Here is an 11,594-nt window from a genome sequence, read left to right on the forward strand (position 1 = left end):
ACAGCTAGTAAGCTTAGTTTTTTTCAGCTACAATTTCTACTTCAGGCAGCAGGTTAGGGTAAGTCTTGTATTCGTTAAGCTCTGCTCTAGCTTTGATCTCTTTCAGGTCGTCACTTGATTTTTTTACAGTGGCTCCGAATCCGAATACTAAGGCGAATAATAAGATGATGATTTTCATAGTAGTAAATTTTAAGTGTTTTATGTATTATTTATATCACAAAGATATTATACAGTACTTTGTTATGCAAGGTACTGTTACATGGATTACTACTGTTTTATACCAACAGCCATAATTATTATGTAAACGTTGGCTAAAACCAGATAAACAGCCAAAGATTTTTTTAGCAAAAATGAGCTCCAAAAACAGGTCAACAAGTCACTAAAGAAGCTGTTAAACAGCATTTTACATCTACGCAAGGATATCATAAGGCTCTCCTGTTTCACCAAATAGCCACAAACCGGAGAGAATTTACCAACCAGAGTGGTAAGAGATAAAATTTCTGAACACTGCTGATACAACTTGAAGCACTAATTCATATTTTAGTATGGTATTTTACAACCACCATACATTATAGAACTATGAAATCACATAAGAAACGAATGGCTGTCGCAACTTTACTAGTAGTTTTGGCTGCTACCGCTCTGCAAATAAGGCCAGACATTCCTGCAGAAGAGTTACAGGCAAAGTACACCACCCCTTCCTCACGCTTTGTTAGCATTGATGGAGCAAACCTCCATTACCGCGACGAAGGCAAGGGAACACCGATCATTTTGCTCCATGGTACAGCTGCCTCACTTAATACTTGGGATGGATGGACTTCTGAACTTAGTAAAGACCACCGCGTCTTACGGCTCGACCTGCCAGGATTCGGTTTAACTGGCCGGAATGAGACCGACACCTATACTATAGCCTACTATTCCGATTTGGTGTTGCACTTTATGGATAAGATGGGTATTGAGCAGGCACACCTTGCCGGAAGCTCTCTTGGAGGCCAGATTGCCTACGACTTTGCGGCATCGCACCCTGAGCGGGTACAGAAACTAATTTTAGTTTCGCCGACTGGTGTTACGAATGCTAATGACAAAACTATTTCTATGCCTTTCCTGATGGCACAGACTCCTGTTCTAAAGGAATCCCTAAAGTACATAACACCACGTTTTATAGTAGAAAAAAGCCTGAAGGAAGTATATGGCGATGACTCCAGACTTACTGATGAGGCCATTACACTGAGTCATGATTTGTTGCTTCGTGAAGGTAACCGGGAAGCATTTATCCTGCGCATGAATACCGTAGACGCAGACAACCTGTCAAAGCTTACGCAAGTAAAGGCCCCTACCCTTATACTTTGGGGTGAAGCCGACGCTTGGGTTCCTGCAACCAACGCAGCCCGCTTTAAGCAGGATATAAAAGGTGCTCAATTGATAACGTATGCAGGTGCCGGCCACATACCCATGGAAGAACTTCCGGAAGAGACAGTGAGAGATGCTGTTCGGTTTTTGCAAAACAAAATAGCACTAGAAGAATAAAACCGAATTAACTAAACCCCATCCCTAAACTATGAAATTAATCTTGGCTGCTATTGCCTTTGCTGCCTTTACAGGTACTGCACTGGCCCAATCTGTAAATAAGCCTGCTCCTACACCGGACCTGCCTACCCTGAACGATGAGTTTAACAGCAACGCTTTAACAGATGGTTGGAAGAGCTTCCATGAGCTAGAGGGGTGGCCGAACAAAATGATAAAGCAAGATGTAAGTAGCACCAGCAAAGGCAATTTATACTTTGAGCCCGGCACATCTGGTTGGTTTGCGGATCAGCAGGCGCCTTTTTTATTTAAAGAGATTGCCGGTGATTTCGATGTAAGAGTACGCATGAAGGTATCCGGTAAAAAAGGCGAATTACCTCAAACACAGTGGTCATTAGCTGGTCTGATGGCACGCGCTCCAAAAAAGGGGGGCAAAAACACTTGGAAACGCGGTGAAGAAAACTGGCTGTTCATGACTACAGGTATAGCCGAGGAATTAGGAAAGCCCGTTATTGAAACGAAGAAAACCATAAACAGCCGCTCATCCCTGAAGCTTCGTCCGGCAAAACCAGAGTGGGTTCAGATGCGGCTGGTGCGAGTTGGTCCCTCCTTCATTTTCCTGTACAAATATGATCAGGATAGTGCCTGGACAGTACGCGAGCGCTTTTACAATGTAGATATGCCCCAGACACTACAGGTTGGTTTAATTGGCTATACAAATAGCTATGCTGTAGACAACAGCATCAAGTTGGGAGATACCTTTACCTATAACAACACCATTTATGACCATTTAGGTAACCCTGACCTGGCTGTTCTTGTGGATTACATCCGGTTTCAAAAGCCAAAGATAAGTTTTGGTGGAAGCTGGCTGGCCGCTGTAGGTGAGAATAACTTAACTGATTACAGTGTGACCAATGAGGAACTGCTCAAAATACTGGGAGAATAAGCTTGGTGACTTTAAAATTACCTAACTACCGCCTGGTTCTGCGTATAGTCAGACCATGAATACAATATACTTTATCAGTGGCCTCGGGGCAGATTGGCGCATGTTTCAGTTTTTGAAATTGCCGGACCACCTGCCCCAGCAACAGATAAAATGGGTACCTCCTTTACACCTCGATGAGCCGCTGGAAACATACGTACAGCGGCTCATCCCACAGATAGAAGACACAGTAGATCCCATTTTAGTAGGATTCTCCTTTGGAGGCCTGGTAGCTATTGAACTGGCCAGACTCCTGCAACCACGTAAAATAATTCTCATCTCTAGCCTTGCCACCCGACACGCAATACCATGGTACTACCGGCTTGCCGGCAAAACTCTCCTGCATAAGCACGTACCTTTTAAAGTAATGCAAAACACATACCCCTTGGCACCTTTCTTTTTTGGGGCACACACCCCTTATGAAAGAAGAATGTTAAAGTCTGTGTTTTTCAGAATTGATGAGACGTTTTTGCGCTGGGCCTTGGGCAGGTTACTGGACTGGAAACAGGAAATAATTCCACCTAACCTGGTACAAATTCATGGAACATCAGACCTGATCCTGCCCCTCCATGACAGGCCGGATATGATAAAGATCCATAAAGGAGAACACCTGATGATACTACACCGGCCAGAAGAGGTAAGCAATATTTTAAGCCGAATTTTACTAGATTGCATTCATGACGAGCAAAAATAAGTTTATAGTTACCACCACCAATGGGCAGCAGGCAGACCTGACGAATGCTGTTACGCTTAAAAGTAATAACCTCTACCCTTTCGGGAAGCACAACTACTCTGTGTATGAAACACCTGATGGTAAATTTGTACGGGGTCTGAACAGAGGTGAACGTGAAATCATGCTTACCCATTTTGAAATGATTGACGAACAATCAGCCCGTAATTATAAACACGAGTGCACCCGCGAAGACTAACCTATACCATACAATGCAGCTGAGCTTTTGGGAAAAACAGACTTATTTTAGCAACATAGACGTGCTGATTGTTGGCAGTGGAATTGTGGGGTTAAATGCTGCGTTGCACCTGAAGACTCTACAGCCTAAGCTTAAGATACTTGTTGCGGAACGTGGTCTGTTGCCAACAGGCGCAAGCTCTAAGAATGCTGGCTTCGCATGCTTTGGGAGTCCGTCAGAGCTTCTTGATGACCTGACGCATCATACCGAAGAACAGGTATTCAGCCTGGTAGAGCGCCGCTGGAAGGGCTTACATCGCCTGCGCCAGAACCTCGGCGATGATACTATCGACTACCACCGCTGGGGAGGCTACGAATTGTTTGTTGATGCCCAGGAGGAGCTTTATACTTCCTGCCTAGATAAACTGCCGTACTTTAACAAGCACCTCCAAAGTATAACCGGCGAGCCAGATATATTTCAGCAGGCAGATGATAATATAAGCAACTTTGGTTTTAAAAACGTATCGCACCTGCTTCTGAGCACAGCCGAAGGCCAAATAGACACTGGCAAAATGATTCTGGCGCTTACGCAAAAAGTACAGGCTTTAGGTGTATTGGTGTTAAATGGACTAGAGGTACAGGACCTACACGACGATGGCACAAGTATAACTGCTATTACCACCCAAAGTATAAATATAAAAGCAAAGGCAGCTTTGGTAGCCACCAATGGCTTTGCTAAAAAGCTTTTACCACACGTGCAGGTAGTACCAGCAAGGGCACAGGTACTTATCACCAAACCAATTGATAAGCTAAGGATTAAAGGCACCTTCCACTACGACTGCGGCTACTATTATTTCCGGAATATTGGGAAGCGAGTGCTGTTTGGCGGTGGCCGCAATTTAGATTTTAAGGCAGAAGAAACTACCGAACCTGGCCTCACCGAGCTTGTGCAGCATAAGCTCGAAGAACTACTGTCAACAGTTATACTTCCTGATACTCCCTTTGAAATAGAGCATCGCTGGAGTGGTATCATGGGCCTGGGCAATCAAAAAACAATTATTGTAGAACAAGTGTCGGAGCGGGTGAGTTGCGCTGTGCGTATGGGTGGAATGGGTGTGGCCGTTGGCTCTTTGGTGGGAGAAGAGGGTGCCGAACTTATCCTCCAGCAGCTATAACTACTTATATTTTCCTAAATAATCTACTTTATACCTATACACAATAACTTTTTATTGATAATCAATAAATAATTATTGATTATAATTTAACCTTCCCTATATTTGAAAAAAAGAAAATATATGGAAAGAAACAGACTTCTCACAATTGCGCTTGCAGTTAGTAACATCTTTCAGGCTTTAATAGTCGTTTCCATCGCATTATTCACCTTTGGAATCATTCATTACCAGTTTGCCCCGGATGTATATAATAAAGTTGAGCTGTCTGGCTTTAATTTTAAGAGCGCTAACAACCTGTCTACATCCATTTATACTTCCTCCTTCGAAATTACTTCAGTTATTGGCACTAAGCCAGCAGCCCCTGGCCCTATATACGTTAAGGATGCCAACACCTTATCTCTTCTTATATTTTACCTGCAAATTGTAGTTACACTTGCATTCTGGGTACTGATTCTGCAGCAGATTGCCAAGCTAATCAAATCAGTAAAAGCGCTTCAGACCTTCCGGCAGAACAACAGTAATGTATTCCAAAAAATAGGCCGCTACTGCCTGCTTATTTTTATAGTTACAGGCTTTAGGTGGATGGAAACAGAAAATGCTTCGTATTTAGGAATATACATTAATTACCTTCCACTGCTGTTTATGCTGGGCGCTTTCATACTTGCCGAAATTTTTGAAGAAGGAAATAAACTTTACGAGGCAGAGCAACTAACTATATAATGGCAATAATCGTGAACTTGGATGTGATGTTGGCGCGTAGAAAGATGTCACTATCCGAACTGGCTGAAAAAGTCGGTCTTACATTATCTAACCTCTCTATTTTAAAAACAGGTAAAGCAAAAGCAATAAGGTTTTCCACTTTAGAGGCCATATGCAAAGCCTTGGATTGCCAGCCAGGGGATATACTAGAGTTTCAGATAAGCAGATAAGTAAACTACCCATTCTCTAAATTAAAAGGGCAAACAATCTTAGTTGTTTGCCCTTTTAATTTAGGTGCTTGCTGTTTTTTAGTAAGCTGGTATCCATTTGCGGTTGTTTTGGTACACGATAGGTCTGCTCTGTTTTAAAGATTCCTTTTCGGAATTATAGTAGGCTTGGTACTCCTCTTCGTCCATCTCCTCGCGCAAAGCGATATGAAACTTTGCTAATTCGGGATAAAGTTCATTCCTCACTCTACGTTCTTCGGGGCTGTTTCTGTTAAAGTCAAAAAAGCTTTTCATAATAATTTTTAAGGTTTAAAAAACTGATTTTTAGCTGGTTCAGCAAGAGTATCTTACTCCCGACACTAACATTTTGTTCTGCTATTCTGTCTCTGCAGCTGATGAAGATCCCCTTCTTTATACCTTTTACTAAAAATAAACAGACCGCACCAAAATGATGCGGTCTGTTTACTAACTAACAAGGCTATTTTAATTAAATCTGTCCTTTTTCGGCAGCTTTCTTGAGCTTCTCATTCGCAAAAATGGCTACCTCCACTCTACGGTTTTGCTGCATACCTGCAGCAGTGGCGTTACTGGCAACCGGTGTTGACTCTCCATAACCCTGTGCTGTAACACGACTGGCAGTTATACCATTAGCTGTTATCTGACGGTAAACAGAAGATGCTCTACGCTCAGATAAGCTCTGGTTGTATGCCTCTGTACCTCTGGCATCTGTGTGGCCTTCTACCATCACATTGGTATCCTTGTACTTGTTCAGCGTCTTACTCAATTCAGCAATATTATCCTGAGCGGTATAGCTCAGATGATCTGAGTTGGTCTCGAACAAAATACCAGAGTCAAAGGTGATTTTGATGCCTTCTCCTACGCGCTCTACTTTGGCGTTTGCCAATTCTCGCTGAAGTTCCTCTGCCTGCTTATCCATGTAGCGGCCAATAGTAGCTCCTGCAGCACCTCCAACAGCAGCACCAATGATTGCCCCGGCAGCAGTATTTTTCTTTTTCTTACCTATAAAGCCACCGGCCACGCCGCCTACCACGGCCCCGATCACACCGCCTTTAACAGTTTTACTTATAGGCTTTCTTGTTGATGTTTGTGCGCTAGCAGCTATTGAACCGAAAAGAAAAATGGCAGCTAACAAAATCGCAGTAAAAGTTCTTACATTCTTCATAACTTTAAAATTTAATTTATAAAGCCAGTTCCTCTCTCCCCTCCTTCTTTTTTGAGTTCTTCAGAATCACTGACGATATGCCATTTTCAACTGCCGTGCCAATTCTTTCAGATTAAATATTGCCTATAAATGATGTTATTGATAATCAGCCTCAAAATTTAACTTTATGGGTAAAATTTTTTGGCCGTAGTAAATTTTCCTAAACGAAAGAAGCCCGGCTATGTGCCGGGCTTCTTTCGTTTAGGTATCTATGATGTTACCTCATTATCTGCATAAAAACTGGAATGAATATGGCAACCATAAGGGCTACCTGGCTATCTGTTACAGCTTTAAAGTATAGCCCGGTACTTAAGAGCAACAGCCTGGTTAACTCAGGCACATTATCAGCTACCAGAACCTTTCCTTTGCCAAAACCAAAAGCAGATTGCTCAAAGCTCATGATGCTTTTACCGGCTTCGTCTGACAATACCTGCTTTTGCGAAAATGATTTGCTCTCCAGAAGGTACCTCTCTCCTGATACCATTTCAATTCGCGTTTTGCCAAAGACAGATGTTACCGCACTTCCTATCACTTCTCCATTATAGCGGATGGTTACCTCTTGTTCAAGCCAACCTTTACTGCTAAAGGAGATGCTGGTGTCACCTGAGCCAAATATCGCACTATAACTCGACCAGCCTTTAAACACAAGCTTCCCGAGTTGCCCTTCAGGAGAAACAACGCTATACTTCCTCCCTGAGAAATCCTGCTGTTTCCATTGCAATACCTTCATCCAGAAAACTTATTTTAAGCCCAGCACGTCCACGCCCTGCTCAAAAACGATGTCAACAGGTATATTAGCCTTAGAAAGCCTATCCAAATCAGCCTGCAACTGAGGACTTACCTGTCCCTGGTTGTCCAGCAGGTTTCCTACTCCGGCATAATCGCCTTCGCCTTGTAACGTCAGTATCTTTTCTGAAAGCTTATTCATGGCCTCCCGCATCTTTTCGTAATTCACGCGGTACCTGCCTGTTTGCTCGTCACGTTCAAAAGCACCATTCTCCTTGAAGAAGTTAAAGCGCACCATGTTAGCCTTGCCATGTGCACTGGCTGCACCAAAACGCACCGAACGGAAAATACCAGCCAGGAAAGTAGTATAAAAATCCTTTAGGTCGCCTTCCAGCTCACCCTTCTCCTGCAGCTGTGTAATCATGTATAAGCCCAGAATATCAGCTTTGCCCTCTTCCAAAGCGGAAGCATGTTCTTTTAGAGCCTCACGCACGGTGCCTTTGTTGTTGATGGTGTTCTTGATACCCAAGCCATGCGCCACCTCATGGAACATGGTATTGGCAAAAAACGCATCGAAGGTTACATGCTTCTGCTGGTCCTCTACGATCAGTTCGTCAGCAATAGGCTCCATAATTTTGTCAAACTTAGCACGCATGGCATTCTTCAGCTGTAATCGGCGCGTACCTTTCTTTAGCTGCACCTCCTCATCGTTCGGCAGGTTTATGGCTATGGTTTTGCTACCTGCGTTGCTATCACCGGCATAGAAAACTACATCATAGGCATTCAGGTCAGAATCAGTACCAGGTGTTTCCTTTTTAAATTTCGCTGGCACCGGTAGCCCGCGTTGTAACTCTGGCAGGAAAGCCGCATACTTTGCCAAACGCTCACTCCACTCCATGTCCTTCACCAACACATAAGCTTCATGCGCTGCCTTGTAACCAAAGAGTTTGTCCTCATAGGTTTCGATAGGGCCGATTACCACATCAATCTTATTGTTCTTCATGTCCATCCAGGCCAGATCACTTGGCTGGTAGTTATCTGTCAGCATTGCTTCGGCCCGCAGGTTTAAATACTTTTTCAACCCCGGATCCTCTGCCAGCTGTGCAGCCTGCTTCAGGAGATCAGCTACCTTTGTTACCTCTTCCTTAAATTGCACATGGTAAGGTACCGTAATCAGTTTACCATTGGCATCACGACGAAGAAAAGTATACTGGCTGGCTTTATCCTTCAGGTTTGCCTGCTCAAACTCCTCCTTTGTCATGTTTTCAGGGTAAAAGTTAGCTCCATCTGGTTTTGGACCAACACCTGCAATAAATGGCTCGTTATTATTCAGGCGGTCCCAGGGGCCATAGTTGATCTGCACAAATCTTTTGGCCGACTCATTGTCTAGAGCAGACATCAGAGAATCGCGCTTTCCATAGGCTTCGTACCAGAATAATTTATTCATGATGTCTCCTGCCTCGATCAGAAGCGGGATCATTTTCTTCTCATTCTCACTCAGGTGGCTAAGATCAGCTGTCAGGCGCACGTTTGTATACATATCCAGCTTCTGCTGCATGTTATCATCTGCCTGAACAGCCGTAGAAGTTGTCTCTCCTTCGGTTGTGCTACTGGTACAGCCAAAGGAGGCTGCCGCTATTGCCGAAGCAAAAAGGATGTGGCGTGGTTTCATTATGTTATTTAGGTTAGTTCCAGAGATGAAGATAGTAAAATTAAGGGTGCTGTGAAAGGGAGGAAATTAATTCTCGATGGCTACAAAAGAGAAGAGATGGCATTGAACGCCATCTCTTCCACTTCCAAACAATTACTTATTGGTACTTACTCTCCGTCTTACTCACAGTCGATGTTGTCTCCTATGTATCCCGCAGCAGTTTTTGCAGCAGTTGCTTCTGGACTTCCATCATACTTTTCAGCGGCAGTTGAGGCAGTTAATTTATCAAAGCCTCCTAAGTAGGCATTGATAGCAGTCATTTCAGAATCATAAGCTCTGGCAGATATCATTTTAAGCTTCTTATTTAGCTCAACAGTTGCACCCTGAGAGAAAGCAAATCCAATGTACTTGTTACCACCACCTGCATTAGGGTTCATCAAAGCTAGACCTTCAGCTTCCGTATAAGTGTGTCCACCTAAGGTAACTTCATGTCCTTCCCAACTCCCTACTTCATGAAAGTAGCCATGCCCTTCGCCACAAAAATCTTGCTCTTCGCAGCCTGGTCCTACAATATCTGTTGTGGAGCAAGAGTTGCTAATCCTAGCCCATACTTTACCAGACTTAACTCTGACTGCATCATACAGCGTGATATTTACAGTATAAGCACTACCATCGGTTAGCTTCTCTACAAAATCAGTTAATCTGATATAGCCTGTTACTGTACCCATGTCACATACCGAGCCATTACCCTCTTTGTAAGAAGGAGCTAATGGTTGATTATAAGTACCATTTTTCCCTGTAATTGAAGCAGATGCTACGTTTGCTGCAGACAGCATTATTGGCATGTCCTCACAATCCATCATTGTAAGCATCAGTGAACCAACATTAGCTAATTTTTCTGTTACAGCTGCATTCTTCTGAACAGTGAAAGACCAGGTCTTTCCGTCAGTAGTGCTGAGCGAGGAAATAGATAAAGGGGCAACAGTGTTAGCTGTGCTTGCAGCTTTAGCCGCATCAGTAGAAACACCACTTAAGGTGGACGAAGGGTTCACGTCCTCCATGTCTTTGGAGCAGGAGAACATAAGCATCGTGGCACACAGGCCAATGCTTAGCGATTTGGTTAGTTTTAACATCTTAAATGTTTTTAGAATTTGAGTGTATTACGGCAAATCTTAAAACAAGTGTATTAAAATTATATATTTTTATATAAAAATTATTAAATAAATTCAAGAAATTGTGCCACTCCTTAAATAGTGGCTCAGAAACATTAAAAAGGGCGATTTATGTTTAACGAGAGGGTAATAGATGTTAACAGAGTTTCTCTTAAGACAGGTTTGAGGCTTAATATGAATGGCTAAAAAAAAGCTGCTGCCTTCCCACATCTGGTAAAGCAGCAGCCATAGTGGATTTTAAGTCTTATAGATTAAAACAGGCCGAACAATTCTACCTGAACTTTTTCAATTATAGAACCTAAATCTTCCGGATTAGCCACAAAATCAAGTTTGTTAACATCTATCACCAGCAGCTTTCCCTGATCATAGTTACTCATCCAGGAGTTGTAGTGTTCATTCAGGTTACGCAGGTAATCAATACGTATATTATTTTCGTAATCGCGGTTACGCTTCTCAATCTGACCAATAAGCTTTGGAAGATCGGCTTTAAGGTAGATCATCAAGTCAGGTGCTTTTACCATACTTATCATCGACTCAAACAGCGAAAGGTAATTCTCATAATCGCGTGTAGTCATTAAACCTGATTGGTGCAGGTTCTTCGCAAATATATGGGCATCCTCGTATATAGTCCGGTCCTGAATAACGCTGCGCCCATTGGATTTGATCTGTTTCACCTGGTTAAATCGGCTGTTCAGAAAGAACACCTGCAAGTGGAAAGACCAGCGCTCCATGTCTTCGTAAAAGTCCTTCAGGTATGGGTTGTTCTCAACCGCTTCAAGGTATAGATCCCATTTAAAATGTTGCGACAATTTGGTGGCCAGGGTGGTTTTGCCAGCGCCAATATTGCCTACAATTGCAATATGCATGGTAATAAGGTTTTTAAGTAAAAGCCGGTTACAAAAATAACTTTTTTTAACTGAAGCCGATACTGGTTCCTAAAGAACTTCCCCACCAGTTATCCACATTACTTCTCACGTCAACGGTACTCCAACTTCCTTTTATATTAACTTCCAGGTTAGCTCCCCGTACAACTAAAGACAACTAATAAGAAAACAAGCTATGACAAAAGGACATAATCAAGACCGAAGCAAGCAAAGTAAGCCAGAGGCGAGAGACAAAAATGATGTAAAGGAGAACCGTCACCTCACGGATCAGAAACAAAACAAAGACCCTGACCAGGGACGCAACGCCAATGAAAAGCAGTCTGGCGGCACAAAAGGCCAGAACGCTATATAAACAAAAAGCCCCGGCAGTTTAAACTGCCGGGGCTTTTTGTTTATATAGATTAACGTTTCTCTTCCCGCATCTCCTG

General features: G+C 43.1%; 15 protein-coding genes. 8 read left to right on the forward strand and 7 right to left on the reverse strand.

The features are described 5' to 3' along the window. Positions 1-13: 13 nt before the first annotated feature. Positions 14-178 carry a hypothetical protein gene (locus tag ACFSRY_RS11075; protein WP_377506959.1) on the reverse strand — a complete coding sequence of 55 codons (165 nt, stop codon included), beginning with the start codon at positions 176-178 and terminating at the stop codon, positions 14-16. 401 nt (positions 179-579) lie between these two features. Between ACFSRY_RS11075 and ACFSRY_RS11080 the strand changes: the two genes are divergently transcribed. The 7 genes from ACFSRY_RS11080 (at position 580) to ACFSRY_RS11110 (ending at position 5,514) form a co-directional block, all read left to right on the forward strand. Next, positions 580-1,527: an alpha/beta fold hydrolase gene (locus tag ACFSRY_RS11080; protein WP_377506962.1), complete on the forward strand. Its 948-nt coding sequence runs from the start codon at positions 580-582 to the stop codon at positions 1,525-1,527. Between the two features lie 31 nt (positions 1,528-1,558). Continuing rightward, a complete protein-coding gene (locus ACFSRY_RS11085; protein ID WP_377506965.1) occupies positions 1,559-2,470 on the forward strand; it encodes a hypothetical protein in 912 nt (303 codons plus the stop codon). A 55-nt stretch (positions 2,471-2,525) separates the two neighbouring features. Continuing rightward, on the forward strand, positions 2,526-3,200 hold the full coding sequence (locus ACFSRY_RS11090; RefSeq protein WP_377506968.1) for an alpha/beta hydrolase: 675 nt from the start codon (positions 2,526-2,528) through the stop codon (positions 3,198-3,200). After that, the gene (locus ACFSRY_RS11095; RefSeq protein ID WP_377506971.1) at positions 3,184-3,435 is read left to right on the forward strand and encodes a hypothetical protein; all 252 of its coding nucleotides are present in this window, start codon (positions 3,184-3,186) and stop codon (positions 3,433-3,435) included. Before ACFSRY_RS11090 ends, ACFSRY_RS11095 begins: the two co-directional genes overlap by 17 nt. Before the next feature lie 13 nt (positions 3,436-3,448). After that, positions 3,449-4,588, forward strand: coding sequence for an NAD(P)/FAD-dependent oxidoreductase (locus ACFSRY_RS11100; protein ID WP_377506974.1), 1,140 nt, complete (start codon positions 3,449-3,451; stop codon positions 4,586-4,588). 120 nt (positions 4,589-4,708) lie between these two features. Continuing rightward, positions 4,709-5,305, forward strand: coding sequence for a hypothetical protein (locus ACFSRY_RS11105; RefSeq protein WP_377506977.1), 597 nt, complete (start codon positions 4,709-4,711; stop codon positions 5,303-5,305). After that, positions 5,305-5,514, forward strand: coding sequence for a helix-turn-helix domain-containing protein (locus ACFSRY_RS11110; RefSeq protein WP_377506980.1), 210 nt, complete (start codon positions 5,305-5,307; stop codon positions 5,512-5,514). The genes ACFSRY_RS11105 and ACFSRY_RS11110 overlap by 1 nt, the downstream gene beginning before the upstream one ends. A 78-nt stretch (positions 5,515-5,592) precedes the next feature. Here the strand turns inward: ACFSRY_RS11110 and ACFSRY_RS11115 are convergent, their stop codons facing one another. The 6 genes from ACFSRY_RS11115 to ACFSRY_RS11140 form a co-directional block, all read right to left on the reverse strand. Then, positions 5,593-5,805 (reverse strand): hypothetical protein, encoded by a 213-nt coding sequence (locus ACFSRY_RS11115; RefSeq protein ID WP_377506983.1) that lies wholly within the window; start codon positions 5,803-5,805, stop codon positions 5,593-5,595. A 193-nt stretch (positions 5,806-5,998) separates the two neighbouring features. Beyond that, on the reverse strand, positions 5,999-6,694 hold the full coding sequence (locus tag ACFSRY_RS11120; RefSeq protein WP_377506986.1) for an OmpA family protein: 696 nt from the start codon (positions 6,692-6,694) through the stop codon (positions 5,999-6,001). A gap of 256 nt (positions 6,695-6,950) precedes the next feature. Continuing rightward, a complete protein-coding gene (locus ACFSRY_RS11125) occupies positions 6,951-7,463 on the reverse strand; it encodes a hypothetical protein (RefSeq protein ID WP_377506989.1) in 513 nt (170 codons plus the stop codon). Positions 7,464-7,472: 9 nt separating this feature from the next. Beyond that, a complete protein-coding gene (locus ACFSRY_RS11130) occupies positions 7,473-9,131 on the reverse strand; it encodes a dipeptidyl-peptidase 3 family protein (RefSeq protein WP_377506992.1) in 1,659 nt (552 codons plus the stop codon). Positions 9,132-9,289: 158 nt separating this feature from the next. Next, positions 9,290-10,243, reverse strand: a complete 954-nt coding sequence (locus ACFSRY_RS11135) for a hypothetical protein (RefSeq protein WP_377506995.1) — start codon at positions 10,241-10,243, stop codon at positions 9,290-9,292. A 290-nt stretch (positions 10,244-10,533) separates the two neighbouring features. Next, the gene (locus tag ACFSRY_RS11140; protein WP_377506998.1) at positions 10,534-11,148 is read right to left on the reverse strand and encodes a deoxynucleoside kinase; all 615 of its coding nucleotides are present in this window, start codon (positions 11,146-11,148) and stop codon (positions 10,534-10,536) included. 193 nt (positions 11,149-11,341) lie between these two features. Between ACFSRY_RS11140 and ACFSRY_RS11145 the strand changes: the two genes are divergently transcribed. Continuing rightward, positions 11,342-11,518 carry a hypothetical protein gene (locus ACFSRY_RS11145; protein ID WP_377507001.1) on the forward strand — a complete coding sequence of 59 codons (177 nt, stop codon included), beginning with the start codon at positions 11,342-11,344 and terminating at the stop codon, positions 11,516-11,518. The last annotated feature ends 76 nt before the right edge of the window (positions 11,519-11,594 follow it).

This window comes from Pontibacter locisalis (assembly GCF_042684605.1).
Lineage (GTDB): Bacteria > Bacteroidota > Bacteroidia > Cytophagales > Hymenobacteraceae > Pontibacter > Pontibacter locisalis.

What these genes read in the sequence shown, in the direction of transcription:
- ACFSRY_RS11090 (WP_377506968.1), top strand. Translation starts at nt 2,526, where the DNA reads ATGAATACAATATACTTTATCAGTGGCCTCGGGGCAGATTGGCGCATG.
- ACFSRY_RS11100 (WP_377506974.1), top strand. Translation starts at nt 3,449, where the DNA reads ATGCAGCTGAGCTTTTGGGAAAAACAGACTTATTTTAGCAACATAGAC.
- ACFSRY_RS11105 (WP_377506977.1), top strand. Translation starts at nt 4,709, where the DNA reads ATGGAAAGAAACAGACTTCTCACAATTGCGCTTGCAGTTAGTAACATC.
- ACFSRY_RS11135 (WP_377506995.1), bottom strand. Translation starts at nt 10,243, where the DNA reads ATGTTAAAACTAACCAAATCGCTAAGCATTGGCCTGTGTGCCACGATG.
- ACFSRY_RS11080 (WP_377506962.1), top strand. Translation starts at nt 580, where the DNA reads ATGAAATCACATAAGAAACGAATGGCTGTCGCAACTTTACTAGTAGTT.
- ACFSRY_RS11110 (WP_377506980.1), top strand. Translation starts at nt 5,305, where the DNA reads ATGGCAATAATCGTGAACTTGGATGTGATGTTGGCGCGTAGAAAGATG.
- ACFSRY_RS11145 (WP_377507001.1), top strand. Translation starts at nt 11,342, where the DNA reads ATGACAAAAGGACATAATCAAGACCGAAGCAAGCAAAGTAAGCCAGAG.
- ACFSRY_RS11130 (WP_377506992.1), bottom strand. Translation starts at nt 9,131, where the DNA reads ATGAAACCACGCCACATCCTTTTTGCTTCGGCAATAGCGGCAGCCTCC.
- ACFSRY_RS11095 (WP_377506971.1), top strand. Translation starts at nt 3,184, where the DNA reads ATGACGAGCAAAAATAAGTTTATAGTTACCACCACCAATGGGCAGCAG.
- ACFSRY_RS11115 (WP_377506983.1), bottom strand. Translation starts at nt 5,805, where the DNA reads ATGAAAAGCTTTTTTGACTTTAACAGAAACAGCCCCGAAGAACGTAGA.
- ACFSRY_RS11075 (WP_377506959.1), bottom strand. Translation starts at nt 178, where the DNA reads ATGAAAATCATCATCTTATTATTCGCCTTAGTATTCGGATTCGGAGCC.
- ACFSRY_RS11125 (WP_377506989.1), bottom strand. Translation starts at nt 7,463, where the DNA reads ATGAAGGTATTGCAATGGAAACAGCAGGATTTCTCAGGGAGGAAGTAT.
- ACFSRY_RS11120 (WP_377506986.1), bottom strand. Translation starts at nt 6,694, where the DNA reads ATGAAGAATGTAAGAACTTTTACTGCGATTTTGTTAGCTGCCATTTTT.
- ACFSRY_RS11140 (WP_377506998.1), bottom strand. Translation starts at nt 11,148, where the DNA reads ATGCATATTGCAATTGTAGGCAATATTGGCGCTGGCAAAACCACCCTG.
- ACFSRY_RS11085 (WP_377506965.1), top strand. Translation starts at nt 1,559, where the DNA reads ATGAAATTAATCTTGGCTGCTATTGCCTTTGCTGCCTTTACAGGTACT.